24 protein-coding genes are annotated in these 24,432 nt (G+C 58.6%); 21 read left to right on the plus strand and 3 right to left on the minus strand.

What is annotated here, in order from left to right; translation table 11 throughout:
* Positions 1–3 precede the first annotated feature (3 nt).
* The 10 genes from flgC (at position 4) to flgL (ending at position 9,480) form a co-directional block, all read left to right on the plus strand.
* Positions 4–408 (plus strand): flagellar basal body rod protein FlgC, encoded by a 405-nt coding sequence (flgC, locus tag AB8804_RS19070; RefSeq protein WP_371188936.1) that lies wholly within the window; start codon positions 4–6, stop codon positions 406–408.
* A gap of 11 nt (positions 409–419) precedes the next feature.
* Positions 420–1,130, plus strand: coding sequence for a flagellar hook assembly protein FlgD (gene flgD, locus AB8804_RS19075; protein WP_371188938.1), 711 nt, complete (start codon positions 420–422; stop codon positions 1,128–1,130).
* A gap of 26 nt (positions 1,131–1,156) precedes the next feature.
* On the plus strand, positions 1,157–2,407 hold the full coding sequence (gene flgE / locus AB8804_RS19080) for a flagellar hook protein FlgE (RefSeq protein ID WP_371188941.1): 1,251 nt from the start codon (positions 1,157–1,159) through the stop codon (positions 2,405–2,407).
* A 20-nt stretch (positions 2,408–2,427) separates the two neighbouring features.
* Complete coding sequence (locus tag AB8804_RS19085; RefSeq protein WP_371188943.1) at positions 2,428–3,183, plus strand: flagellar basal body rod protein FlgF; 756 nt, start codon at positions 2,428–2,430, stop codon at positions 3,181–3,183.
* 11 nt (positions 3,184–3,194) lie between these two features.
* A complete protein-coding gene (gene flgG / locus AB8804_RS19090; RefSeq protein WP_112009338.1) occupies positions 3,195–3,977 on the plus strand; it encodes a flagellar basal-body rod protein FlgG in 783 nt (260 codons plus the stop codon).
* Between the two features lie 57 nt (positions 3,978–4,034).
* Positions 4,035–4,733: a flagellar basal body L-ring protein FlgH gene (flgH, locus tag AB8804_RS19095; RefSeq protein WP_371188945.1), complete on the plus strand. Its 699-nt coding sequence runs from the start codon at positions 4,035–4,037 to the stop codon at positions 4,731–4,733.
* A 12-nt stretch (positions 4,734–4,745) separates the two neighbouring features.
* Positions 4,746–5,843 (plus strand): flagellar basal body P-ring protein FlgI, encoded by a 1,098-nt coding sequence (locus tag AB8804_RS19100; protein WP_371188947.1) that lies wholly within the window; start codon positions 4,746–4,748, stop codon positions 5,841–5,843.
* Positions 5,843–6,796 carry a flagellar assembly peptidoglycan hydrolase FlgJ gene (gene flgJ, locus AB8804_RS19105; RefSeq protein ID WP_371188949.1) on the plus strand — a complete coding sequence of 318 codons (954 nt, stop codon included), beginning with the start codon at positions 5,843–5,845 and terminating at the stop codon, positions 6,794–6,796. Before AB8804_RS19100 ends, flgJ begins: the two co-directional genes overlap by 1 nt.
* Before the next feature lie 75 nt (positions 6,797–6,871).
* Positions 6,872–8,512 carry a flagellar hook-associated protein FlgK gene (gene flgK, locus AB8804_RS19110; RefSeq protein ID WP_371188951.1) on the plus strand — a complete coding sequence of 547 codons (1,641 nt, stop codon included), beginning with the start codon at positions 6,872–6,874 and terminating at the stop codon, positions 8,510–8,512.
* A gap of 14 nt (positions 8,513–8,526) precedes the next feature.
* The gene (flgL, locus tag AB8804_RS19115) at positions 8,527–9,480 is read left to right on the plus strand and encodes a flagellar hook-associated protein FlgL (RefSeq protein ID WP_371188953.1); all 954 of its coding nucleotides are present in this window, start codon (positions 8,527–8,529) and stop codon (positions 9,478–9,480) included.
* 79 nt (positions 9,481–9,559) lie between these two features.
* Here flgL and AB8804_RS19120 read toward each other — a convergent pair whose 3' ends face one another.
* Positions 9,560–10,774 carry an MFS transporter gene (locus tag AB8804_RS19120; RefSeq protein ID WP_371188955.1) on the minus strand — a complete coding sequence of 405 codons (1,215 nt, stop codon included), beginning with the start codon at positions 10,772–10,774 and terminating at the stop codon, positions 9,560–9,562.
* Between the two features lie 108 nt (positions 10,775–10,882).
* On the opposite strand from AB8804_RS19120, the gene AB8804_RS19125 reads away from it, so the two are divergent.
* Positions 10,883–11,821 (plus strand): LysR family transcriptional regulator, encoded by a 939-nt coding sequence (locus AB8804_RS19125; RefSeq protein ID WP_371188957.1) that lies wholly within the window; start codon positions 10,883–10,885, stop codon positions 11,819–11,821.
* Positions 11,822–11,861: 40 nt separating this feature from the next.
* On the opposite strand, the gene rne is transcribed toward AB8804_RS19125, so the two are convergent.
* Positions 11,862–14,984: a ribonuclease E gene (gene rne, locus AB8804_RS19130; RefSeq protein WP_371188959.1), complete on the minus strand. Its 3,123-nt coding sequence runs from the start codon at positions 14,982–14,984 to the stop codon at positions 11,862–11,864.
* A 571-nt stretch (positions 14,985–15,555) separates the two neighbouring features.
* Between rne and rluC the strand changes: the two genes are divergently transcribed.
* Positions 15,556–16,503, plus strand: a complete 948-nt coding sequence (rluC, locus tag AB8804_RS19135; RefSeq protein WP_371188961.1) for a 23S rRNA pseudouridine(955/2504/2580) synthase RluC — start codon at positions 15,556–15,558, stop codon at positions 16,501–16,503.
* A 68-nt stretch (positions 16,504–16,571) separates the two neighbouring features.
* Here rluC and AB8804_RS19140 read toward each other — a convergent pair whose 3' ends face one another.
* Positions 16,572–17,156 carry a nucleoside triphosphate pyrophosphatase gene (locus AB8804_RS19140; protein WP_371188963.1) on the minus strand — a complete coding sequence of 195 codons (585 nt, stop codon included), beginning with the start codon at positions 17,154–17,156 and terminating at the stop codon, positions 16,572–16,574.
* A gap of 140 nt (positions 17,157–17,296) precedes the next feature.
* Here AB8804_RS19140 and yceD point away from each other — a divergent pair, with 140 nt between their 5' ends.
* From yceD to pabC, 9 genes are all read left to right on the plus strand, one after another.
* The gene (gene yceD / locus AB8804_RS19145; RefSeq protein ID WP_371188965.1) at positions 17,297–17,818 is read left to right on the plus strand and encodes a 23S rRNA accumulation protein YceD; all 522 of its coding nucleotides are present in this window, start codon (positions 17,297–17,299) and stop codon (positions 17,816–17,818) included.
* A gap of 16 nt (positions 17,819–17,834) precedes the next feature.
* Positions 17,835–18,008 carry a 50S ribosomal protein L32 gene (gene rpmF, locus AB8804_RS19150; RefSeq protein ID WP_003857964.1) on the plus strand — a complete coding sequence of 58 codons (174 nt, stop codon included), beginning with the start codon at positions 17,835–17,837 and terminating at the stop codon, positions 18,006–18,008.
* 80 nt (positions 18,009–18,088) lie between these two features.
* The gene (gene plsX / locus AB8804_RS19155; protein ID WP_371188976.1) at positions 18,089–19,123 is read left to right on the plus strand and encodes a phosphate acyltransferase PlsX; all 1,035 of its coding nucleotides are present in this window, start codon (positions 18,089–18,091) and stop codon (positions 19,121–19,123) included.
* Between the two features lie 6 nt (positions 19,124–19,129).
* The gene (locus AB8804_RS19160) at positions 19,130–20,083 is read left to right on the plus strand and encodes a beta-ketoacyl-ACP synthase III (RefSeq protein WP_371189045.1); all 954 of its coding nucleotides are present in this window, start codon (positions 19,130–19,132) and stop codon (positions 20,081–20,083) included.
* A 15-nt stretch (positions 20,084–20,098) separates the two neighbouring features.
* Positions 20,099–21,028, plus strand: a complete 930-nt coding sequence (fabD, locus tag AB8804_RS19165; protein WP_371189047.1) for an ACP S-malonyltransferase — start codon at positions 20,099–20,101, stop codon at positions 21,026–21,028.
* A 12-nt stretch (positions 21,029–21,040) separates the two neighbouring features.
* Positions 21,041–21,775: a 3-oxoacyl-ACP reductase FabG gene (fabG, locus tag AB8804_RS19170; protein ID WP_371189049.1), complete on the plus strand. Its 735-nt coding sequence runs from the start codon at positions 21,041–21,043 to the stop codon at positions 21,773–21,775.
* Between the two features lie 154 nt (positions 21,776–21,929).
* The gene (gene acpP, locus AB8804_RS19175; protein ID WP_003857954.1) at positions 21,930–22,166 is read left to right on the plus strand and encodes an acyl carrier protein; all 237 of its coding nucleotides are present in this window, start codon (positions 21,930–21,932) and stop codon (positions 22,164–22,166) included.
* A gap of 91 nt (positions 22,167–22,257) precedes the next feature.
* Positions 22,258–23,499 (plus strand): beta-ketoacyl-ACP synthase II, encoded by a 1,242-nt coding sequence (gene fabF / locus AB8804_RS19180; protein WP_371189053.1) that lies wholly within the window; start codon positions 22,258–22,260, stop codon positions 23,497–23,499.
* Between the two features lie 121 nt (positions 23,500–23,620).
* The gene (pabC, locus tag AB8804_RS19185; RefSeq protein ID WP_371189055.1) at positions 23,621–24,430 is read left to right on the plus strand and encodes an aminodeoxychorismate lyase; all 810 of its coding nucleotides are present in this window, start codon (positions 23,621–23,623) and stop codon (positions 24,428–24,430) included.
* The last annotated feature ends 2 nt before the right edge of the window (positions 24,431–24,432 follow it).

Below are 24,432 nucleotides of genomic sequence, written 5' to 3' on the forward strand. Positions count from 1 at the left end.
TAAATGGCCTTGCTGAATATTTTTGATATCGCCGGCTCGGCGCTCACGGCGCAGTCGAAGCGCCTGAACGTGGCGGCCAGTAACCTGGCGAACGCCGACAGCGTCACCGGCCCGGACGGCCAGCCGTACCGCGCGAAGCAGGTGGTCTTTCAGGTTGACGCTGCGCCCGGCGCGGCAACGGGCGGCGTAAAAGTCGCTGACGTGGTGGAAAGCCAGGCCCCCGACAGGCTGGTGTACGAGCCCGGCAACCCTCTCGCTGACGCCAGCGGCTACGTGAAAATGCCTAACGTGGACGTGGTGGGGGAAATGGTGAACTCCATGTCCGCCTCGCGCAGCTACCAGGCCAACGTCGAAGTGCTCAATACCGTGAAGAGCATGATGCTCAAAACGCTCACTCTCGGCCAGTAAAGGAGACAAGCATGTCCATCGCCGTAAATCTTAATGACCCCACCAACGCTGGCGTCAGTGGCGCGAGCAGCGCTTCCGGCAGCAAATCCCTCACCGGAAGCAGCGCCAACGATCTGCAGAGCAGCTTTCTGACGCTGCTGGTTGCGCAGCTCAAAAACCAGGACCCGACCAACCCGATGCAGAACAACGAGCTGACCACGCAGCTTGCGCAGATCAGCACCGTCAGCGGCATCGAGAAGCTCAACACCACGCTCGGCTCCGTCTCGGGCCAGATCGACAACAGCCAGTCCCTGCAGGCCGCAAACCTGATTGGACACGGCGTGATGATCCCGGGCACCACCATTCTGGCGGGCAGCAGCACCACGGACGGCACGACGACCACCACCACCACGCCGTTTGGCGTTGAGCTGCAGCAGCCGGCGGACAAGGTGACGGCGACCATCACCGATGCCAACGGCACGGTGGTGCGCACGATTGAAATCGGCGCGCTGAAGGCGGGCGTTCATACCTTTACCTGGGATGGCAGCCTGACGGACGGCACCACGGCGCCGAATGGTTCCTACAAGGTGGCGATCAACGCCAGCAATGGCACCACCCAGCTGGTGGCGCAGCCGCTGCAGTTCGCGCTGGTGCAGGGCGTCATTAAGGGCAGCGACGGCAACACACTGGATCTGGGTACTTCCGGTACCACCACGCTCGACGAAGTTCGGCAGATTATCTAAGCCTTAACACTTATCAGGAGTAAGTCATGGCCTTTTCTCAAGCGGTCAGCGGCCTGAATGCTGCGGCCACCAACCTGGACGTCATTGGCAACAACATCGCCAACTCCGCGACCTACGGTTTTAAATCCGGTACGGCGTCTTTCGCAGACATGTTTGCCGGTTCCAAAGTGGGCCTGGGCGTTAAAGTCGCCGGGATCACCCAGGACTTCACCGACGGTACCACCACCAACACCGGCCGCGGCCTGGACGTGGCGATCAGCCAGAACGGTTTCTTCCGCATGGTGGATTCGAACGGTTCCGTGTTCTACAGCCGTAACGGCCAGTTTAAGCTGGATGAAAACCGCACGCTGGTGAACATGCAGGGCATGCAGCTGACCGGCTATCCGGTTGCCGGCACGCCGCCAACGGTGCAGACCGGCGCAAACCCGCAGGCGATCACCATCCCGAACACCCTGATGGCGGCGAAATCCACCACCACGGCGACGCAGCAGATCAACCTGAACTCCACGGACGCCGCGCAGACCGATCCGTTTGATGCCGCCAACCCGGACACCTACAACAAAAAAGGGACCGTGACCGTCTTCGACAGCCAGGGTAACGCCCACAACATGTACGTCTACTACGTGAAAACGGCGGACAACAAGTGGGATCTCTACACCCAGGACGGCAGCGTAGCGGGTTCAGCCGCCAAAAAAGCGGCGCAGATGAGCTTCGACAACAACGGCAACCTGGCGGGCGTTTACAACTACGATGCCGCGGGCGTGCTGAGCACAACGCCTAACGCCACCCCGGCTATCGATATCACCACCGGCTCCATCAGCGGCGCGACGCCTGCGACGTTCGCCCTGAGCTTCCAGAACTCCATGCAGCAGAACACCGGTGCGAACAACATCGTGGCCACCAACCAGAACGGCTTCAAGCCGGGCGACCTGGTGAGCTACCAGATCAACGACGACGGTACCGTGGTCGGTAACTACTCCAACGAACAGACCCAGGTGCTGGGGCAGATCGTGCTGGCGAACTTTGCCAACAACGAAGGCCTGCAGTCCGAAGGCGACAACGTCTGGTCTGCGACCCAGTCCTCCGGCGTGGCGCTGCTGGGCACCGCGGGCACCGGCAACTTCGGCAAGCTGACCAACGGCGCGCTGGAAGCCTCCAACGTGGATCTGAGCAAAGAGCTGGTCAATATGATCGTCGCGCAGCGTAACTACCAGTCCAACGCGCAGACCATCAAAACCCAGGACCAGATCCTCAACACGCTGGTTAACCTGCGTTAACAGGCTGACGGGAAAGCGCTATGGATCACGCAATATACACGGCGATGGGCGCGGCAAGCCAGACGCTCAATCAGCAGGCCGTTACCGCCAGCAACCTGGCAAACGCCTCCACGCCCGGCTTTCGTGCGCAGCTCAACGCGCTGCGCGCGGTGCCGGTTGAAGGGCTTTCGCTGCCGACGCGCACGCTGGTGACGGCCTCAACGCCGGGCGCAGACATGACGCCGGGTCAGATGGACTATACCTCGCGTCCGCTGGACGTGGCGCTTCAGCAGGACGGCTGGCTGGCGGTGCAGACCGCGGACGGCAGCGAAGGCTACACCCGCAACGGTAACATCCAGGTCAGCGCGACCGGGCAGTTGACCATTCAGGGTCACCCGGTGATGGGCGAAGCGGGGCCGCTCACCGTGCCGGAAGGCTCAGAGCTGACCATCGCGGCGGACGGGACTATCTCGGCGCTGAACCCGGGCGATCCGGCGAATACCGTGGCGCCTGTCGGGCGGCTCAAGCTGGTGAAGGCGGAAGGCCGGGACGTGCTGCGCGGTGATGACGGCATGTTCCGTCTGACGCCAGCGGCGCAGGCCGCGCGCGGTCCGGTCCTTCAGGCCGATCCGACCATCCGCGTGATGTCCGGCGTGCTGGAAGGCAGTAACGTCAAGCCGGTCGCGGCCATGAGCGACATGATCGCCAGCGCCCGCCGTTTCGAAATGCAGATGAAGGTGATTAGCGGCGTGGACGAAAACGAAAGCAAGGCTAACCAACTTCTGGCTATGGGTTAACAGGACTCCTTATGATCAGCTCTTTATGGATCGCGAAAACCGGCCTGGACGCGCAGCAAACCAACATGGATGTGATTGCCAACAACCTGGCAAACGTCAGCACCAACGGGTTTAAGCGTCAGCGTGCGGTATTCGAAGATTTGCTTTATCAAACCATTCGCCAGCCGGGCGCTCAGTCTTCCGAGCAGACCACGCTGCCGTCTGGCCTACAGATTGGTACCGGCGTGCGCCCGGTGGCGACCGAGCGTCTGCACAGCCAGGGCAACCTGTCGCAGACCAACAACAGCAAGGACGTGGCGATCAAGGGCCAGGGCTTCTTCCAGGTGCAGCTGCCTGACGGCACCTCTGCCTACACCCGCGACGGCTCCTTCCAGGTAGATCAGAACGGCCAGCTGGTAACGGCGGGCGGTTTCCAGGTGCAGCCTGCCATCACTATCCCGGCGAACGCCCTGACCATTACCATCGGTCGCGACGGCATCGTGAGCGTGACCCAGCAGGGGCAGGCGGCGCCGGTTCAGGTTGGACAGCTGAACCTCACCACCTTCATGAACGATACCGGCCTGGAAAGCATCGGTGAGAACCTCTACACCGAAACGCAATCCTCCGGTACGCCAAATGAAAGTACTCCCGGCTTGAACGGCGCGGGTCTGCTGTACCAGGGCTATGTTGAAACCTCTAACGTGAACGTGGCGGAAGAGCTGGTCAATATGATCCAGGTTCAGCGCGCGTATGAAATTAACAGTAAAGCAGTGTCGACGACCGACCAGATGCTGCAAAAACTGACGCAACTCTAAAGGGCGGTCCGGCGCGGTAAACGCCGCGTCGGCTCCCTGTTTTCGAAGATGAAGGCAATGCAAAAAAACGCGGCGTTTCGTTATCCGATACTGACTGTTCTGGCCGTCTCCCTCAGCGGATGTGCCTGGATACCCTCTAAACCGTTGGTGCAGGGTGCGACAACCGCCCAACCCGTCCCCGGCCCCGCGCCGGTGGTAAACGGCTCTATTTTCCAGACCGCGCAGCCGATTAACTACGGCTATCAGCCGCTGTTTGAGGATCGCCGTCCGCGCAATATCGGCGATACCTTGACCATTGTGCTGCAGGAAAACGTCAGCGCGAGCAAAAGCTCGTCCGCGAACGCCAGCCGCGATGGCAAAACCAATTTCGGTTTCGACACCGTACCCCGCTACCTGCAGGGCCTGTTTGGCAACGCGCGTGCCGATATGGATGCCTCCGGCGGCAACACCTTTAACGGCAAAGGCGGCGCGAACGCCAGCAATACCTTTAGCGGAACGCTGACGGTGACGGTTGACCAGGTGCTGGTGAACGGCAACCTGCACGTCGTGGGTGAAAAACAGATCGCCATCAACCAGGGAACCGAGTTTATCCGCTTCTCCGGCGTGGTGAACCCGCGCACCATCAGCGGCAGCAACACCGTACCGTCCACGCAGGTGGCGGATGCGCGCATTGAGTACGTCGGCAACGGCTACATCAACGAAGCGCAAAATATGGGCTGGCTGCAGCGCTTCTTCCTTAACTTATCGCCGATGTAAGCGAGGTGATCCATGTTTAAATCCCTCTTCGCCGTGGCGCTGGCGCTGGTGGCAACGTTTGCCCAGGCCGACCGCATACGCGATCTCACCAGCGTGCAGGGCGTGCGAGAAAACTCCCTGATCGGCTACGGCCTGGTCGTGGGGCTGGACGGTACGGGTGACCAGACGACCCAGACGCCGTTCACCACGCAGAGCCTGAACAACATGCTCTCCCAGCTCGGTATTACCGTACCGACGGGCACCAACATGCAGCTGAAAAACGTGGCGGCGGTGATGGTCACCGCCTCCTTCCCGGCCTTTGCGCGCCAGGGGCAAACCATCGACGTGGTGGTTTCCTCAATGGGTAACGCCAAGAGCCTGCGCGGCGGAACGCTGCTGATGACCCCGCTGAAAGGGGTCGACAGCCAGGTCTACGCGCTGGCGCAGGGCAACATCCTGGTCGGCGGCGCGGGTGCTTCAGCGGGCGGCAGCAGCGTGCAGGTTAACCAGCTGAACGGCGGGCGCATTACCAACGGGGCGATTATCGAGCGCGAGCTGCCGACGCAGTTTGGCTCCGGCAACACCATCAACCTGCAGCTGAACAACGAAGACTTCACGATGGCGCAGCAGATTGCGGACACCATCAACCGCAGCCGCGGCTACGGCAGCGCCACCGCGCTGGATGCGCGCACGGTGCAGATCCGCACCTCGACGGGCAGCAGCAATCAGGTGCGCATGCTGGCGGATATCCAGAATATGGAAGTCAACGTGCCGCTTCAGGACGCGAAGGTCATTATCAACTCCCGCACCGGATCGGTGGTGATGAACCGCGAGGTGACGCTGGACAGCTGCGCCGTGGCGCAGGGTAACCTCTCCGTGACGGTCAACCGCAGCGCGAACGTGAGCCAGCCGGACACGCCGTTTGGCGGCGGGCAGACGGTGGTGACCCCGCAAACCCAGATTGACCTGCGCCAGAGCGGCGGCTCGCTCCAGAGCGTGCGCTCCAGCGCCAACCTCAACAGCGTCGTCCGCGCCCTGAACGCGCTGGGCGCCACGCCGATGGACCTGATGTCCATTCTGCAATCGATGCAAAGCGCGGGCTGCCTGCGCGCCAAACTGGAAATCATCTGATGCTGACCGATAGCAAACTGTTGACCAGCGCGGCCTGGGATGCCCAGTCGCTTAACGAGCTGAAATCCAACGCGGGCAAAGATCCGGCCGGAAACATCCGCCCGGTGGCCCGCCAGGTGGAGGGGATGTTCGTGCAGATGATGCTGAAAAGCATGCGCGAGGCGCTGCCGAAGGACGGCATTTTCAGCAGCGACTCCACGCGGCTTTACACCAGCCTGTATGACCAACAGATTGCGCAGCAGATGACTGCCGGAAAAGGGCTCGGCCTGGCCGACATGATCGTCAAGCAGACCGAAGCGGCGCAGGGCGTTCAGCCGGAAGGCGAGCCGCAGCAGGTGCCGATGAAGTTCTCGCTGGAAACGGTGACCAGCTATCAGAATCAGGCGCTGACCCAGATGGTGCGTAAAGCGGTGCCGAAACCCGCCGCGACCAGCGACGAGCCGCTCTCCGGCGACAGCAAAGACTTCCTGGCCCAGCTTTCTCTGCCCGCGCGTCTGGCGAGCGAGCAGAGCGGCGTGCCGCACCACCTGATCCTGGCGCAGGCCGCGCTGGAGTCGGGCTGGGGCCAGCGCCAGATCCGCCGGGAAAACGGCGATCCGAGCTTCAACATCTTTGGCGTTAAGGCCACCTCCAGCTGGAAAGGGCCGACCACGGAAATCACCACCACCGAGTATGAAAACGGCGCGGCGGTGAAGGTGAAGGCCAAATTCCGCGTCTACAGCTCGTATCTGGAAGCGCTGTCCGACTACGTGGGCGTGCTGAGCCGCAACCCGCGCTACGCCGCCGTCACGCAGGCCGCGACGCCTGAGCAGGGCGCGCAGGCGCTGCAAAACGCCGGCTACGCGACCGATCCCAACTACGCGCGCAAGCTCACCAGCATGATTCAGCAGCTAAAAGCGATGGGCGAGAAGGTCAGCAAAGCCTATAGCACAGATCTGGAAAAACTGTTCTGAAAGCTCTCAAGTCCCGATGGAGGCTGCCGATAACCTTCATCAGGACTCGTGTCTGAATGTATAAAAGGAACTCCCATGTCCGGTTTGATTAACAGCGCCATGAGTGGCCTCAGTGCTGCCCAGGCGGCACTTAATACCGTCAGTAATAACATTTCAAGCTATAACGTGGCGGGATACACCCGTCAGTCCACCGTGCTGGGGGCATCCAACAGCACGTTGACCGGCGGCGGCTGGGTCGGTAACGGGGTTTACGTTTCAGGTGTTCAGCGTGAGTATGATGCGTTCATCACCAACCAGCTGCGCGCGGCCCAGACCCAGAGCAGCGGCCTGACCACGCGCTACCAGCAGATGTCGAAAATCGACGACGTGCTGTCTGATACCACCAATTCGCTCTCCACCACCCTGCAGGATTTCTTTAAAAGCCTGCAAACGCTGGTCAGCAACGCGGAAGATCCGGCGGCGCGCCAGACGGTGCTGGGCAAGGCGGATGGCCTGGTCAATCAGTTTAAAACCAACGACCAGTACCTGCGCGAGCAGGATGCGCAGGTGAATACCGCCATTTCGACCAGCGTCGATCAGATCAATAACTACGCCAAACAGATCGCCAACCTCAACGATCAGATTTCTCGCCTCACCGGCGTCGGCGCGGGCGCATCGCCAAACGAGCTGCTCGACCAGCGCGACCAGCTGGTGACCGAGCTGAACAAGATTGTTGGCGTAGAGGTCTCGGTGCAGGACAGCGGCACCTATAACGTCTCCTTCGGCAACGGCTACAGCCTGGTGCAGGGCAGCAAAGCGAACCAGCTGGCGGCGGTGAAATCGAGCGCGGATCCCGGGCGCACCACCATTGCCTACGTGGATGACGTGGCCGGAAACGTGGAAGTGCCCGAGAAGCTGATTACGACCGGGTCGTTAGGCGGGCTGCTGACGTTCCGCAATGAAGACCTGGACAAGGCGCGCAACAACCTGAACCAGATGGCGCTGGCCTTCGCGGATGCGATGAACAAGCAGCATCAGGCCGGTTTTGATGCCAACGGCGACGCGGGCGGCAAGCTGTTTGACTTCGGCTCCCCGGCGGTGCTGAGCAACAGCAAAAACAGCGGCACGGCGTCCGTTACCGCCTCGGTGACGGACAGCACCAAGGTGCAGGCGACGGACTACAAGCTGCAGTTCAACGGCACCGACTGGACCGTAACCCGCACCGCGGACAAGACCAGCTTTACCCTGAGCCCGGACGCCAGCGGCAATCTCTCCTTTGACGGCCTGAACGTCAACGTGAGCGGCGCGGCCAGCGCGAAGGACAGCTTTATCGTGAAGCCGGTTTCTGACGTCATCATGAACATGGACCTGGCGATAAGCGATGAGTCAAAGCTGGCGATGGCGCAGGCGGACGACGGCGGTGAGAGCGACAACCGCAACGGCCAGAAAATGCTGGATCTGCAGAACAGCAAGGTTGTCGGCGGCAATAAAACCTTCAACGATGCCTATGCCTCGCTGGTCAGCACCGTGGGCAGCACCACCGCGACGCTGAAGTCGAGCACCGAAACGAAGGCTAACGTCGTCGTTCAGCTGACGAAGCAGCAGCAGTCCATCTCCGGCGTCAACCTGGATGAAGAGTACGGCAACCTGCAGCGCTATCAGCAGTATTACCTCGCCAACGCGCAGGTGCTGCAGACGGCCAGCACGCTTTTCGACGCAATTATCAATATTCGCTAAGGGTGGAATGAACCATGCGTATTAGCACCCAGATGATGTACGAACAGAACATGCGGGGGATCACCGATTCCCAGAGCAGGTGGCTGAGCTACGGTGAGCAGATGTCCACCGGCAAGCGCGTGAACCGCCCGTCGGACGACCCGATCGCGGCGTCGCAGGCTATCGTGCTGACGCAGTCCCAGTCGCAGAACAGCCAGTTCGCCCTCGCGCGTACCTTTGCCACCCAAAAGGTCTCTCTGGAAGATAACGTCTTATCCCAGGTGGATACGGCGCTCTCCGGCGTGCGCGAGAAGCTCGTCTACGCCGCAAACGGTACGCTGAGCGATGACGACCGTTTATCGCTGGCAACCGACCTGCAGGGCCTTCGCGATCAGCTGATGAACCTGGCGAACACCACCGACGGCAACGGCCGCTATATCTTTGCCGGGTACAAAACGGAAAGCGCGCCGTTTGATGCCGCAACCGGGGATTATAACGGCGGCGCTGAGGCCATCACTCAGCAGGTGGACACGGCGCGCAACATGACCATCAGCCACACCGGCACGCAAATTTTCGACAGCATTACCAGCAACGCGCAGGAATTGCCGGGGGGCGGATATGGTGAAACCAACATGTTCAAGATCCTCGACGGCGCGATTGCCTCGCTAAAGACGCCGATTGAAAACGATCCGGCGGCCGCGGCGGCGCAGAGCCAGGTTATCGCCAACTCGCAGGTCGGCATCAAGAACGCGCAGAACAACGTCCTGACGGTGGTGGCCGACGTGGGCACCAAGATGAGCGAGCTGGAAAAGCTGGACACCCTGGGCGACGACCGCGCGCTGGGCCAGACGCAGCAGATGAGCGATCTGGTGGACGTGGACTGGAACGCGGCGATTTCCTCCTACACCATGCAGCAGGCGGCGCTGCAGGCATCCTATAAGGCGTTCAGCGATATGCAGGGCATGTCTCTGTTCCAGCTGAACCGATAAGGTTTGACCTCTTAGAGCATGTCTTGAAACTGGACATGTTTTGTCTGCCCAATCCGGTGCGCTGGATTGGGCATTTTTTTTATGCAATTTCTGCCTGAGCGGACGCGACGCGGGCGTTTTCAATCAGGCGGATTGCCAGCGCAATCGCTCCGCAGAGCGTCGCCAGCGCGACAACGCCGGACCAGCCCGCCAGGGTATAAATCTTGCTGCCTGCCGCAGAGCCGAGCGCCATGCCGATAAACACCACCGTAAACAGCAGGGCGTTCAGGCGACCGCGCGCCTGCGGCTCAAGGCTGTAGACCAGGTTCTGGTGCGCCACCAGGCTTGACTGCAGGCCGAGGTCAAAGCCCGCGGCGGAAACGGCGATCAGGGCAAGCTGTCCATAAACCCCAAGCCAGGGCATGACAAACATCAGCGCAAAGGCGACGGTGACCAGCGCGGCACCCAGCTGCGTGACTTTTCCTGCGCCCAGCCTGTCGGCCAGGCCACCTGCCAGAGGCGCCGCGAGCGCGCCTGCCGCCCCTGCAATCCCAAAGCCGCCCGCCACGGCGCTGCCCATGTGGTAGCGCTCAAGCAGCATCATCGCCAGCGTTGACCAAAATGCGCTGAAGGCAACCGAGAGAAAGCCCTGCGCCAGCGCAGCGCGGCGCAGCGCCGGATAGCGTCGCCACAGATGCGCCATTGAGTGCATCAGCGCGGGGTAGCTCAGCGTCGAGTGGACGGCAAAGCGGGGGAGAACGGCCCACATTATCGCACCGATAAAGGCGATGCTCGCGGCGGCCAGCTGGTACATCAGCCGCCAGCTAAACGCCTCGCCGACAACGCCGCTGACGGTTCTGGAGAGCAGGATCCCAAGCAGCAGGCCGGTCATCACCGTACCGACGGTTTTGCCCTGCTGACCTTCCGGGGCAAGGATGGCGGCGGCGGGCACGATGTCCTGCGCCATGGTGGCGGCCATCCCGATAAGCAGGCTTGCCAGCAGCAGCGAATGCAGCTGCGCGGTCAGGCTACAGCCCAGCAGGAAAAGGGCCAGCGCCGCGCTTTTTATCAGGATCAACGTCCGGCGATCGTGGCGGTCGCCAAGCGGCAGCAGGAACAGAATGCCGAACGCATAGCCCGCCTGGGTGAGCGTTGGAACCATCCCCATGCCTTCGATGCTCAGGTGCAGATCGCTGCCCATCAGCGGCAGCAGGGGCTGGGCATAGTAAATGGATGCCACGCTAAAACCAGCGCCCAGCGCCAGCATGAAAATGACCCAGCGGCTGACGGCGCGGGGGGACGTTGTGGTGTTCATAAGTGTTCCTCAATCAGAATGTGAGGGGATTTTTCACCATTGCGCCTTGCGGCGGTAGATGGCGCGGTGGTAAAACGCTTATACGTTCAACGTATGGCAATTGAATAAATGAAGCGAACAGAGCGTATAGACAGGGTGGAGCTGATGCGCACCTTTGTGCGCATCGTCGAGGCTGGCTCCCTTTCGGCGGCGGCCAGGCAGCTTGAGACGACGCAGGCAACGGTGAGCAGACGGTTGCAGTCGCTGGAAACGCTGCTGGGCGTGCGGCTGCTGCTGCGTACAACCCACACCACGCGGCTGACCGATGACGGGGAGCGCTGCTATCAGCACGCGCGGCGTGTGATAGACAGCTGGCTGGCGCTGGAGGATGAGGTCGCCCATGCCGAAGACGAGCCGGTCGGCGTGCTGCGGGTGCGTGCGCCGCACGCCTTTGGGCAGGATCAGCTTTTGGCTCCGCTCACCGAATTTTTGCAGCGCTACCCCCAGCTGTCCGTTGAGTGGGTACTCAATGACAGCTCCGTTGATTTTCTGGGCGATAACCTTGACTGCGCTATCCGCGTGGGTGCCGACGTTGACCCGGCGACCGTCTCCGTGCTGCTGGCCGAAGTGCCGCGTTCGGTCGTGGCCTCTCCTGAACTCCTCGCGCGCGCACCGGCAATTAACCAGCCTGAGGATCTCGAGGCGCTGCCGTGGGTTGCCATCAGCACCTTTTATCAGCGCCATATTGAGCTTTTCAACGGCGAGTCGAATCAGGCACGGCGGCTGACGATCGCCCCGCGCCTGAGCACGGACAGCCTGTACGTGGCGCGTAAGACCGCGCTGACCGGGCTGGGCGCTGCGGTGGTGTCAAGCTGGGCGGTGAAAGAGGATATTCAGGCGGGAAGGCTGGTGCACGTGCTGCCCGAATGGCATCCGTCGGCTCTGCCGGTGCATCTGGTGTACCCGTGGTCACGCTACTATCCCGCGCGCCTGCGGCTTTTCCTGGAGATGATGCGAAAGGTGATGCCGGAGATTGCCGGGATGAGGTCGACCGGGAAGGGGCAATAAAAAAGCCGACCCGGAGGTCGGCTTTTCACGCTATAGTCGCTTACTCAACGGACTGTGGACGGGTTGCCGGAGCGGTCGCCTGGTGCGTAGCACTGTGACCCCCCGCAGAACCTTTACCGTCGAAGTTGAAGTCAGGGCGTACCCAGTCGCTGTGGCGCGGTGCTTCCGGCACATACTCTGGTGCTGGTGCGCGCGTCATCGGGGCACTAGCCACGTGAGCGGCGGCTGCAACAACCGGCTCAGGCTTCACTTCCGGCGCTTTCACTTCTGCTGGAGCAGGTTCGCGAATGGGCTCGACGGCAACCTCAACCGGCACAACAACCTCTTCAACAGCGGTTTCAACGACTGCTTCAGGGGTTTCCTCAACCGGCGCGGCAGGCTGTACCTCTTCCACGATCTCTTCCGCTACTGCCGCATCTTCTTCGGCGATAATCTGCGGCGCGGCGTCGACCGGCGCTGCAATCACTTCCGGATGCGTAGTTTCCACTTCAACGGCCTGCGGAGCCGTTTCAACAACCTGTGGCTCAACAACGGTCGCGGTTTCAGTCTCAACAGCTTCAACAGCGGCGACCGGTGCAATCACCTCTTCGGTTACGGTCTGTTCTTCAACCGCCTGCTCAGGGCGAGCAACCGGATAGCGGATCCAGACTTTACCGGAGGCCATTTCCGGGGAAGCACAGGCGATGGCTAACGGCATCGGTGACTGAGTCGGGTAACGCTCGTCGCGGTAACGACGACGACGCTGCCCGCTTACGCGCAGATGGCGCGGAGAACGACGTGAGCGACGCGGCATGCCGGCGTTTTCACGACCTTCGCCGTTGTCATCCTGCTCAACGCTGTTTTCCACCACGGCTGGCAGATCGACCTTCGCAAGCTGGGTACCCTGAACGCTTTCGGCAGGCTCCGCGGCAATAACTGCAGTTTCTTCCACCTGCGCTTCGCCAACGCGAACCTTCTGCGCCAGCTGACGCTGCTTGCGACGCGGCATAACCTGGGTACGTTCTTCCTGCTCGGCGTCCTGCTGTTCAACAGGTGCTTCGCGATTCAGGTTTTTAACTTCCTGCTGCGCCTGGCGCTTCTCGTCGTTGCGACGACGGCTGCGCTCGCGGCGAGGCTGCTGCTCGTCACGCTGTTTGGTTTTTTCAGACTCGTCGACCGGCTGCTGACGAACTTCGCGATCTTCAACGTTTTGCGGTTGCTTCTCGCGGCGGTTACGACGGTTCTCGTCGCGCTGCTCGCGTCCTTCGTTATTGTCTGAACGGTTGTCACGACGCTCGCTGCGATCGCCGCGTTCGTTACGGTCATTGCGGTCGTTACGATCGCGACGGTTGTTCTGACGCTTGCGACGATCCTGCTGACGCTCTGGTTTGGCTTCTTTCGGCGCTTCTTTTGGTTGCTCCGCCTGAGGCTCTTCACCCGCAAACATCTTCTTCAGCGCGCCGAAGAAGCGGCTCAGCAGGCCTGGCTCTTCTGGCTGTGCTTTTGCAGCCGGAGCGGCAGGTTTCTGTGCAGCAGGCTTAGCGGCTGGTTTTTCCAGTACGGCTTCCGGCGGCGCTTCCGGCATGATGAAGGTTGCCAGTGCAGGCTGCTCAGGCAATTTACGCTCGGCAGGCTCTTCATCGGATGGCAGCGCCATCTCTTCTTCATGCAGCTTCGGCAGCAGGTAGCTGAGGGTACTAGTCTCTTCGCCTTTACGCACGCGCAGAACGTGGTAATGCGGAGTTTGCATCTCGTCGTTTGGCACGATGATGCAGCGAACGCCGCCCTGACGCGATTCGATTGCGCTCACCGCCGCACGTTTTTCGTTCAGCAGGTAAGAGGCCACCGGCACAGGGACAATGGCGTGAACCTCTTTCGTGTTCTCTTTCAGCGCTTCTTCTTCAATCAGGCGCAGAATGGAGAGGGAAAGGGATTCGTTGTCGCGAACGGTACCCGTACCGGAACAGCGCGGGCAGACGTGGTGGCTGGATTCGCCCAGCGACGGGCTCAGACGCTGACGGGACATCTCCAGCAGGCCAAAGCGAGAAATATGGCTGATCTGGATACGCGCACGGTCCTGGCGCACCGCTTCGCGCAGGCGGTTTTCCACCGCGCGCTGGTGGCGAACCGGCGTCATGTCGATGAAGTCGATAACGATCAGACCGCCCAGGTCGCGCAGGCGAAGCTGGCGGGCGATTTCATCAGCGGCTTCAAGGTTGGTGTTGAAGGCCGTCTCTTCGATATCGCCACCGCGCGTCGCGCGGGCGGAGTTGATGTCGATAGCGGTCAGCGCTTCGGTGGTATCGATAACGATAGAACCGCCGGACGGCAGACGCACTTCACGCTGGAAGGCGGACTCAATCTGGGATTCAATCTGGTAGTGGCTGAACAGCGGAATTTCACCGGTGTACAGCTTAATTTTGCTGGTGAAATCTGGACGACCCAGCGCGGCGATGTGCTGGCGAGCCAGCTCAAGCACTTTCGGGTTATCAATCAGAATTTCGCCGATGTCCTGACGCAGGTAGTCACGGAAGGCACGTACGATAACGTTGCTTTCCTGGTGGATCAGGAACGGAGCAGGGCGGCTTTCCGCTGCTTTTTGGATCGCTTCCCAGTGCTTCAGGCGGAAGCTCAGGTCCCACTGCAGCGCTTCGGCAGATTTGCCCACGCCCGCGGTACGTACGATAAGCCCCATGCCGTCCGGCAGCTCAAGGCTAGCCAGCGCTTCTTTCAGCTCGGTACGATCATCACCTTCGATACGGCGTGAGATACCACCCGCACGCGGGTTGTTTGGCATCAGAACCAGATAGCTCCCCGCCAGGCTGATAAAGGTGGTGAGTGCGGCGCCTTTATTGCCACGCTCTTCTTTATCGATCTGAACGATAACTTCCTGGCCTTCGCGCAGAACATCTTTAATGTTCGGACGACCGTGGGCGTTATAGTTGGAGGGGAAATATTCGCGGGCGATTTCTTTGAGAGGGAGAAAACCATGACGCTCAGCACCGTAATCGACAAATGCAGCTTCAAGGCTGGGTTCAATGCGGGTGATCTTGCCTTTGTAAATGTTCGCTTTTTTCTGTTCGTGTCCAGGACTTTCGATATCCAGATCGTACAGGCGCTGCCCATCCACAAGGGCGACACGCAACTCTTCTTGCTGAGTTGCGTTGATTAACATTCTTTTCATCGTAACTTACTCGTTATTCTTACATTGACGACAAAGCTGCGGGCAAGGTGACGCTTTCCGGGGTATGAACCGATGGCCTCGTGTCTATTCACGTCGCCAACCTCACGGTTGTCGCTCGCTTAAGAGGCGCAAAGTGTCGGTTGCCTGTATTTCATACGGAAATACAGCGCATTTATCAGGGGAATTGCCTGGGAACACTCTCCAGAAAACAATCCTTATACCGGGAAGTACTGCAACCCGCAGCCCGCTAACTGCCTGAAAGATCAATACGTCTTACGCCATTGCTGCGTTGATGATCGGTCAGACAAAATTGGTCATTCCGTCGATTTCCTTACTTAACCAGGATTTAACACGGAAAACGGCTTCATTATTCCACTGCTCGCCGGGTTATAGCAAGATGACTTTTACCAATTATCACCCGGTTACTCACAGTTTCTCCACTTCGCGGTGGTGATTGGTTTAATAACCACCAAATCGATTGCGCGAAACGACGAGCAGGCCGGATAAAAGTAAATATAAGCATAGAAAAATGAGTGGCGCTAATGCCTGACGATATTTAGAATCGCCAACCATGAAAACAGAGACTCCAGCCGTAAAAATGGTTGCTATCGCGGATGACTACGCGGGGCAACGTATCGATAACTTTTTGCGCACCCAGTTGAAGGGCGTGCCAAAGAGCATGATCTACCGCATCCTGCGCAAGGGCGAGGTGCGGGTAAATAAAAAGCGCGTCAAGCCAGAGTACAAGCTTGAGGCCGGTGATGAAGTGCGTATTCCACCGGTGCGCGTTGCCGAGCGAGAAGAAGAAGCGGTATCGCCTAAGCTGCAGAAGGTTGCGGCGCTGAGCGACGTTATCCTTTATGAGGACGACCACATTCTGGTGCTGAATAAACCGTCCGGCACGGCAGTGCACGGCGGCAGCGGGTTAAGCTTTGGCGTGATCGAAGGGCTGCGCGCGCTGCGCCCGGAAGCGCGCTTCCTTGAGCTCGTCCACCGTCTTGACCGCGATACTTCCGGCGTGCTGCTGGTAGCGAAGAAGCGGTCCGCGCTGCGCTCCCTTCATGAGCAGCTTCGCGAAAAGGGGATGCAGAAAGATTATCTGGCGCTGGTTCGCGGCCAGTGGCAGTCCCACGTTAAAGTGGTGCAGGCTCCGCTGTTGAAGAATATTTTGCAGAGCGGCGAGCGCATCGTGCGGGTGAATCAGGAAGGTAAACCGTCCGAGACGCGCTTCAAGGTTGAGGAACGGTACGAGTTTGCCACCCTGGTGCGCTGTAGCCCCGTTACGGGCAGAACCCACCAGATCCGCGTGCATACCCAGTTTGCCGGGCATCCGATCGCCTTTGACGACCGCTATGGGGATCGCGAGTTTGATAAGCAGCTGGCGGGTACGGGACTGTCACGCCTGTTCCTGCATGCGGCAGCGCTGAAGTTTACCCATCCGAATACCGGTGAGGTGATTCGTATCGAAGCGCCGCTGGATGAGCAGTTGAAACGCTGTCTGAAAGTTCTGCGCGGCTGATTTTGTGCCGGGTGGCGTGGCGCGTACCCGGCCTACATGTTTTTCTCCCTCTCCTGTGGGTGAGGGCATCACGCCGTCAGCGGATTAAATTCTTCTCGCCGTAACATCTGGCACAGCGCGATTAACGGCAGGCCAACCAGCGTATTCGGGTCGCGCCCGTCCAGCTTTTCGAACAGCGCAATACCCAGCCCTTCGCTTTTAAAGCTTCCCGCGCAGTTCAGCGGCCGCTCCCGGCGCACGTAATCTACAATCTCCTGCTCGCTGAGGTGGCGGAAGTGGACGTCAAACGGCTCACACTCGGTTTGCAGATGCCCGGCGGCAGAGTTATAGAGCGCAAGTCCCGTATAGAAGGTCACGATGCTGCCGCGGGCGCGCATCAGCTGCCTGCAGGCATTCTCCTCGGTATGCGGCTTGCCGGTAATTTCGCCGTCCAGCACGCAAACCTGATCCGAGCCTATAATCAGATGTGCGGGATAGCGCGCGGCCAGCGATTGTGCCTTTTCCTGCGCCAGCCGGGTCACCAGATGACGCGGCGACTCCCCAGGCTGTGGCGTTTCGTCAACCTCCGGTGCTGCACATTCAAACGGAATGCCGAGCTTTTCCAGCAGCATTCTGCGGTAGGGTGACGTGGAGGCGAGAACGAGATTTGGCATATTTTTATCACCAGATATAGCGTATCGATGCCAGCCATTTTAAACTACAGGCCGCAATGTGTGCGAATAATTGGCAAAAGGCAGCTGTGGTTGCCTTTTTCTTTGACTCTATGACGTTACAAAGTTAATATGCGCGCCCTATGCAAAAGGTAAAATTACCCCTGACTCTTGATCCGGTACGTACGGCTCAAAAACGCCTCGATTACGAAGGTATCTATTCTTCCGATCAGGCTGAGCGTATTGCCGCATCTGTAGTCAGTGTGGACAGTGATGTGGAATGCTCCATGTCGTTTGCTATCGATAACCAGCGCCTTGCCGTTTTAACCGGCGATGCAAAGGTGACGGTAACGCTCGAATGTCAGCGTTGCGGGAAACCGTTCACACAGCATGTTCACACAACGTATTGTTTTAGCCCGGTTCGTTCCGACGAACAGGCTGAAGCACTCCCGGAAGCGTATGAGCCGATTGAGGTTAACGAATTCGGTGAAATCGATCTGCTGGCAGTGGTTGAAGATGAAGTCATCCTCGCCTTGCCGGTAGTTCCGGTGCATGATTCTGAACACTGTGAAGTGTCCGAGGCGGACATGGTCTTTGGGGAACTGCCTGTTGAAGCGCAAAAACCAAACCCATTTGCCGTATTAGCCAGCTTAAAGCGTAAGTAATTGAGGAGTAAGGTCCATGGCCGTACAACAGAATAAACCAACCCGTTCCAAACGTGGCATGCGTCGTTCCCATGACGCGCTGACCGCAGTTACCAGCCTGTCTGTAGACAAGACTTCTGGTGAGAAACACCTGCGTCACCACATCACCGCTGACGGTTTCTACCGCGGCCGCAAGGTTATCACTAAGTAATCACGCGCAAGCGTGATTAGGCTTAGTGAGGGTTTCCCCGTGAAAGCGGGGAACATACCGAACCAGGCTGCGACGATACCTTGACACGTCTAACCCTGGCGTTAGATGTCATGGGGGGAGATTTCGGTCCCTCCGTGACAGTGCCTGCAGCACTGCAGGCACTGAATTCTAATTCGCAACTCACACTTCTTTTAGTCGGCAATCCCGACGCAATCACGCCATTACTCGCAAAAGCTGACTTCGAACAACGTTCGCGTCTGCAGATTATCCCTGCGCAGTCAGTTATTGCCAGTGATGCGCGACCATCGCAGGCTATTCGCAATAGCCGCGGCAGCTCAATGCGAATGGCGCTTGAGCTGGTAAAAGAAGGGCGAGCGCAGGCTTGCGTCAGCGCGGGGAATACCGGCGCGCTGATGGGGCTGTCGAAATTACTGCTCAAGCCGATAGAGGGCATTGAGCGTCCCGCGCTGGTAACGGTGTTACCGCACCAGCAAAAGGGTAAAACGGTGGTGCTCGATCTGGGCGCTAACGTGGATTGTGATAGTACAATGCTGGCGCAGTTTGCCGTGATGGGATCGGTGCTGGCGGAAGAAGTGGTCGGAATCACCGCGCCTCGCGTGGCGTTGCTAAACATTGGTGAAGAAGAGACGAAGGGCCTGGACAGTATTCGCGATGCAGCGGAAATACTCAAACAGGTACCGTCCATCAACTATATTGGTTATCTCGAAGCCAATGAATTGTTGACGGGCAAAACGGATGTATTGGTCTGTGATGGCTTCACCGGGAACGTGACGTTGAAGACCATGGAAGGGGTCGTGCGAATGTTTCTCTCTCTGCTTAAATCGCAGGGAGAAGGGAAAAAAAGGTCCTGGTGGCTGATTTTATTGAAGCGTTGGTTACAAAAAAGCCTGACGCGGCGATTCAGTCACCTCAACCCCGACCAGTATAATGGCGCCTGTCTGTTAGGATTGCGCGGTATCGTGATTAAGAGTCATGGTGCGGCCAATCAGCGAGCATTTACCGTCGCAATTGAACAGGCAGTGCAGGCGGTGCAGCGACAAGTCCCACAGCGGATTGCCGCTCGCCTGGAATCTGTATTAGCTAAAAGTGACTGAGCGTACATGTATACGAAGATTTTAGGTACCGGCAGCTACCTGCCAAAAAACGTGCGTACCAACGCCGATCTGGAAAAAATGGTAGATACGTCTGACGAGTGGATTGTCACGCGCACAGGTATCCGTGAACGTCGTATTGCCGCGCCAGACGAAACCGTGTCGACCATGGGCTACGAAGCCGCACAGCGTGCGATCGAGATGGCCGGCATTGATAAAGAACAAATCGGCCTGATCGTCGTTGCGACGACTTCTGCCACGCACGCGTTTCCAAGCGCAGCGTGCCAGGTGCAGAACATGCTGGGCATTAAAGGCTGCCCGGCGTTTGACGTTGCCGCGGCGTGTGCAGGTTTCACCTATGCGCTGAGCATTGCCGATCAGTACGTCAAATCCGGCTCCGTAAAATATGCGCTGGTGATCGGCGCTGACGTGTTGGCGCGTACCTGCGATCCTACCGATCGCGGCACGATCATTATTTTTGGTGATGGTGCAGGCGCAGTGCTGCTGGGGCAGTCTGAAGAGCCGGGCATCATCTCCACGCATCTGCATGCCGACGGTCGCTACGGCGATCTGCTGACGCTGCCTAACGCCGATCGCGTTAATCCGGACAACTCCATTTACCTGACAATGGCAGGTAATGAAGTGTTCAAGGTCGCGGTAACTGAGCTTGCGCACATCGTTGAAGAGACGCTGGAAGCGAACAACCTTGAGCGCACCGCGCTGGACTGGCTGGTGCCGCACCAGGCGAACCTGCGCATCATCAGCGCGACCGCTAAAAAACTTGGCATGTCGATGGATAACGTTGTGGTGACCCTGGATCGTCACGGCAACACCTCTGCGGCGTCGGTACCGTGCGCGTTTGATGAAGCGGTACGCGATGGACGAATCAAACGGGGCCAGCTGGTCTTGCTTGAAGCCTTCGGTGGTGGTTTCACCTGGGGTTCCGCGCTGGTTCGTTTCTAAAATAAGGATAAAAAGATGACGCAATTTGCTTTTGTCTTCCCGGGCCAGGGGTCTCAGACCGTTGGAATGCTGTCTGAAATGGCAGCAAGCTATCCGGTCATTGAAGAGACTTTCCGTGAAGCTTCCGATGCGCTGGGTTACGATCTGTGGGCGTTGACCCAGCAGGGCCCGGCTGAAGAGCTGAACAAAACCTGGCAGACCCAGCCAGCGCTGCTGACCGCGTCCGTCGCGCTGTGGCGCGTCTGGCAGCAGCAGGGCGGTAAAGCGCCTGCTCTGCTCGCCGGTCACAGCCTGGGTGAATACTCTGCGCTGGTGTGCGCGGGCGTTATCGCGTTTGCTGACGCGGTGCGTCTGGTTGAGATGCGCGGCAAGTTTATGCAGGAAGCGGTGCCGGAAGGAACGGGTGGCATGTCTGCCATCATCGGTCTGGACGATGCCTCCATTGCAAAAGCGTGTGAAGAATCTGCCGAAGGGCAGGTGGTTTCGCCGGTCAACTTTAACTCGCCGGGCCAGGTGGTGATCGCCGGTCATAAAGAAGCGGTTGAACGCGCGGGCGCAGCCTGTAAAGCTGCAGGGGCGAAGCGCGCGCTGCCGCTGCCTGTCAGCGTGCCGTCTCACTGCGCGCTGATGAAGCCCGCTGCCGATAAGCTGGCGGTTAAGCTGGAAAAAATTACCTTTAACGCACCGACGATTTCCGTTGTGAACAACGTCGATGTGAAGTGCGAAACCGCGCCGGACGCTATCCGTAACGCGCTGGTTCGCCAGCTCTACAGCCCGGTGCAGTGGACCAAAACCGTTGAGTTTATGGCTTCTCAGGGCGTTGAGCATCTGTATGAAGTTGGCCCTGGTAAGGTCCTCACCGGTCTGACTAAACGTATTGTTGACACCCTGACCGCCTCGGCGATTAACGAGCCGGAAGCGATGTCAGCGGCACTCTCGCAATAAAAGAGGAATACCATGAGTTTTGAAGGAAAAATCGCGCTGGTGACCGGCGCAAGCCGCGGTATCGGGCGTGCAATTGCTGAAACACTGGTTGCGCGCGGCGCGACGGTAATTGGTACAGCAACCAGCGAGAATGGCGCGAAGGCCATCAGCGACTATCTGGGCGCGAACGGTAAAGGTCTGGTCCTGAATGTGACCGAGCCTGCATCCATCGAATCTGTACTGGAAAATATTCGCGCAGAGTTTGGTGAAGTGGATATTCTGGTTAATAATGCCGGGATTACTCGCGACAACCTGCTGATGCGAATGAAAGATGATGAGTGGAACGATATTATCGAAACCAATCTTTCATCTGTATTCCGCCTGTCAAAAGCGGTAATGCGCGCTATGATGAAAAAGCGTCATGGACGTATTATCACTGTCGGTTCTGTGGTTGGTACCATGGGAAATGCTGGTCAGGCTAACTACGCTGCGGCGAAAGCGGGTCTGATCGGTTTCAGTAAGTCGCTGGCGCGTGAAGTTGCGTCCCGCGGTATTACTGTAAACGTTGTTGCTCCGGGCTTTATTGAAACGGACATGACGCGTGCGCTGACTGAAGATCAGCGTGCGGGTACGCTGGCGGCAGTTCCGGCGGGTCGCCTTGGCGACCCTAAAGAAATCGCCAGCGCGGTTGCATTTTTAGCCTCTGACGAAGCGGGTTACATCACTGGTGAAACCCTCCACGTCAACGGCGGGATGTATATGGTTTAATCACGATCGAAAATATTTGCGTTATGAGGGGGAATGGCCTCAAAATAACGTAAAATCGTGGTAAGAACTGCCGGGATTTAGTTGCAAATTTTTCAACATTTTATACACTACGAAAACCATCGCGAAAGCGAGTTTTGATAGGAAATTTAAGAGTATGAGCACTATCGAAGAACGCGTTAAGAAAATTATCGGCGAGCAGCTGGGCGTTAAGCAGGAAGAAGTTGTGAACTCCGCTTCCTTCGTTGAAGACCTGGGCGCAGATTCTCTTGACACCGTTGAGCTGGTAATGGCTCTGGAAGAAGAGTTTGATACTGAGATTCCGGACGAAGAAGCTGAGAAAATCACCACCGTTCAGGCTGCCATTGATTACATCAACGGTCACCAGGCGTAAGTGAACATCTCCAGGCGGTCATTCGACCGCCTGAGTTTTATCTTTTTTAGTCCCACGAATCTCTTTTTTTATCCCTCCCTGGAGGACAAACGTGTCTAAGCGTCGTGTAGTTGTGACCGGACTTGGCATGTTGTCTCCTGTCGGCAATACCGTAGAGTCCACCTGGAAAGCTCTCCTTGCCGGTCAGAGCGGCATCAGCCTAATCGACCATTTCGATACTAGCGCCTATGCAACGAAATTTGCTGGCTTAGTAAAGGATTTTAACTGTGAAGAGATCATCTCGCGCAAAGAACAGCGCAAGATGGATGCCTTCATTCAATATGGAATTGTCGCTGGCGTTCAGGCCATGCAGGATTCTGGCCTTGAGATTACGGAAGAGAACGCAACCCGCATTGGTGCCGCTATCGGCTCCGGCATTGGCGGTCTTGGCCTGATTGAGGAAAACCATACATCTTTGATGAATGGCGGCCCGCGTAAGATCAGCCCGTTCTTCGTTCCGTCCACGATTGTTAACATGGTGGCGGGTCACCTGACCATCATGTTTGGCCTGCGTGGTCCAAGCATTTCTATCGCTACCGCCTGCACGTCCGGCGTGCATAATATCGGCCAGGCCGCGCGCATGATTGCGTACGGTGATGCTGATGCAATGGTCGCAGGCGGCGCAGAAAAAGCCAGTACTCCGCTTGGCGTGGGTGGCTTTGGCGCAGCGCGCGCGCTGTCTACCCGTAACGATAACCCGCAGGCGGCGAGCCGTCCGTGGGATAAAGATCGTGACGGTTTCGTGCTCGGCGACGGGGCAGGTATGCTCGTCCTTGAAGAGTACGAGCACGCGAAAAAGCGCGGTGCGAAAATGTATGCGGAAGTTGTTGGCTTTGGTATGAGCAGCGATGCTTACCATATGACGTCACCTCCAGAAAACGGCGCAGGTGCTGCGCTGGCAATGGCAAACGCGATTCGCGATGCGGGCATTACGCCTGCACAGATTGGCTACGTCAACGCGCACGGTACGTCGACTCCGGCAGGCGATAAAGCAGAAGCGCAGGCGGTTAAGTCTATCTTCGGCGAATCCGCTCGCAGCGTCATGGTGAGCTCCACGAAATCCATGACCGGTCACTTGTTGGGTGCCGCGGGTGCGGTAGAGTCTATCTACTCAATCCTCGCGCTGCGCGATCAGGCCGTGCCGCCAACCATCAACCTGGATAACCCGGATGAAGGTTGCGACCTGGACTTCGTTCCACATGAAGCGCGCCAGGTTAGCGGAATGGAATACACCCTGTGTAACTCCTTCGGCTTCGGCGGTACAAACGGTTCACTGATCTTCAAAAAGATCTGAACCTGACTGCCCGATGGCTATTAAAAAGGTCCGCTTGTCGGGCCTTTTTTTATTAAGCCCGATCGTCTTGTCCGGTGCGCAATATCCTGCCAGACTGATCCCCCACTGATAAGGAGCCACCATGTTTTTAATCAATGGCCTCGAGCAGGATTCGCTGCCGGCGGGCGACAGGGCGACTCAGTTTGGTGATGGCTGCTTTACCACGGCACGCATTCTGGATGGCCAGGTTTGCCTGCTCGACGCGCATATCCGCCGCCTGCAGCTTGCCTGCGAAACCCTGCTGATCCCCTTTACGCACTGGGACACGCTGCGGCGTGAAATGAGCCAGCTTGCGTCCGGGAAGCGCATCGGCGTGCTGAAGGCAATCCTAAGCCGCGGCATCGGCGGTCGCGGCTACAGCGGCACCAGCTGTGAATATCCTACGCGAATACTGTCGGTATCCGCGTATCCGGCTCATTACGCGCGCTGGCGCGAAGAGGGCGTGACGCTGACGCTAAGCCCGGTGCAGCTGGGCCGCAATCCGATGCTTGCCGGAATTAAACATCTTAACCGGCTGGAGCAGGTGCTTATTCGTACTCATCTTGAACGGACCGACGCCGATGAGGCGCTGGTTCTTGACAGCGAAGGGGTCATTACGGAATGCTGTGCGGCTAATTTACTCTGGCGGAAGGGGCGTGACGTGTTCACGCCTTCGCTGAAACAGGCCGGGGTGAACGGCATTATGCGCCAGTTTTGTTTGCAGCAGCTGGCACGCTCGGACCTTCGCGTTGTCGAAGTTAGCGAAGGTGAGCAGGCGTTACGCACGGCCGATGAGGTTGTGATATGTAACGCGCTGATGCCCGTCGTTCCCGTTCGCGCATACGGCCAGCAGCGCTGGTCCTCGCGCGAGCTGTATCAGTTTTTAGCCCCGATATGTGAGCAAACCAGATAGCC

This window comes from Enterobacter sp. KBR-315C3_2022 (assembly GCF_041399425.1).
Lineage (GTDB): Bacteria > Pseudomonadota > Gammaproteobacteria > Enterobacterales > Enterobacteriaceae > Enterobacter.

Excerpts from the sequence above, each read along its gene's own strand:
- yceD (WP_371188965.1), top strand. The coding sequence starts at position 17,297 with ATGCAAAAGGTAAAATTACCCCTGACTCTTGATCCGGTACGTACGGCT.
- AB8804_RS19100 (WP_371188947.1), top strand. The coding sequence starts at position 4,746 with ATGTTTAAATCCCTCTTCGCCGTGGCGCTGGCGCTGGTGGCAACGTTT.
- AB8804_RS19125 (WP_371188957.1), top strand. The coding sequence starts at position 10,883 with ATGAAGCGAACAGAGCGTATAGACAGGGTGGAGCTGATGCGCACCTTT.
- acpP (WP_003857954.1), top strand. The coding sequence starts at position 21,930 with ATGAGCACTATCGAAGAACGCGTTAAGAAAATTATCGGCGAGCAGCTG.
- flgC (WP_371188936.1), top strand. The coding sequence starts at position 4 with ATGGCCTTGCTGAATATTTTTGATATCGCCGGCTCGGCGCTCACGGCG.
- fabD (WP_371189047.1), top strand. The coding sequence starts at position 20,099 with ATGACGCAATTTGCTTTTGTCTTCCCGGGCCAGGGGTCTCAGACCGTT.
- flgJ (WP_371188949.1), top strand. The coding sequence starts at position 5,843 with ATGCTGACCGATAGCAAACTGTTGACCAGCGCGGCCTGGGATGCCCAG.
- flgK (WP_371188951.1), top strand. The coding sequence starts at position 6,872 with ATGTCCGGTTTGATTAACAGCGCCATGAGTGGCCTCAGTGCTGCCCAG.
- rne (WP_371188959.1), bottom strand. The coding sequence starts at position 14,984 with ATGAAAAGAATGTTAATCAACGCAACTCAGCAAGAAGAGTTGCGTGTC.
- AB8804_RS19085 (WP_371188943.1), top strand. The coding sequence starts at position 2,428 with ATGGATCACGCAATATACACGGCGATGGGCGCGGCAAGCCAGACGCTC.
- flgH (WP_371188945.1), top strand. The coding sequence starts at position 4,035 with ATGCAAAAAAACGCGGCGTTTCGTTATCCGATACTGACTGTTCTGGCC.
- pabC (WP_371189055.1), top strand. The coding sequence starts at position 23,621 with ATGTTTTTAATCAATGGCCTCGAGCAGGATTCGCTGCCGGCGGGCGAC.
- flgG (WP_112009338.1), top strand. The coding sequence starts at position 3,195 with ATGATCAGCTCTTTATGGATCGCGAAAACCGGCCTGGACGCGCAGCAA.
- flgE (WP_371188941.1), top strand. The coding sequence starts at position 1,157 with ATGGCCTTTTCTCAAGCGGTCAGCGGCCTGAATGCTGCGGCCACCAAC.
- AB8804_RS19140 (WP_371188963.1), bottom strand. The coding sequence starts at position 17,156 with ATGCCAAATCTCGTTCTCGCCTCCACGTCACCCTACCGCAGAATGCTG.
- rpmF (WP_003857964.1), top strand. The coding sequence starts at position 17,835 with ATGGCCGTACAACAGAATAAACCAACCCGTTCCAAACGTGGCATGCGT.
- flgL (WP_371188953.1), top strand. The coding sequence starts at position 8,527 with ATGCGTATTAGCACCCAGATGATGTACGAACAGAACATGCGGGGGATC.
- fabG (WP_371189049.1), top strand. The coding sequence starts at position 21,041 with ATGAGTTTTGAAGGAAAAATCGCGCTGGTGACCGGCGCAAGCCGCGGT.
- AB8804_RS19120 (WP_371188955.1), bottom strand. The coding sequence starts at position 10,774 with ATGAACACCACAACGTCCCCCCGCGCCGTCAGCCGCTGGGTCATTTTC.
- AB8804_RS19160 (WP_371189045.1), top strand. The coding sequence starts at position 19,130 with ATGTATACGAAGATTTTAGGTACCGGCAGCTACCTGCCAAAAAACGTG.
- rluC (WP_371188961.1), top strand. The coding sequence starts at position 15,556 with ATGAAAACAGAGACTCCAGCCGTAAAAATGGTTGCTATCGCGGATGAC.
- flgD (WP_371188938.1), top strand. The coding sequence starts at position 420 with ATGTCCATCGCCGTAAATCTTAATGACCCCACCAACGCTGGCGTCAGT.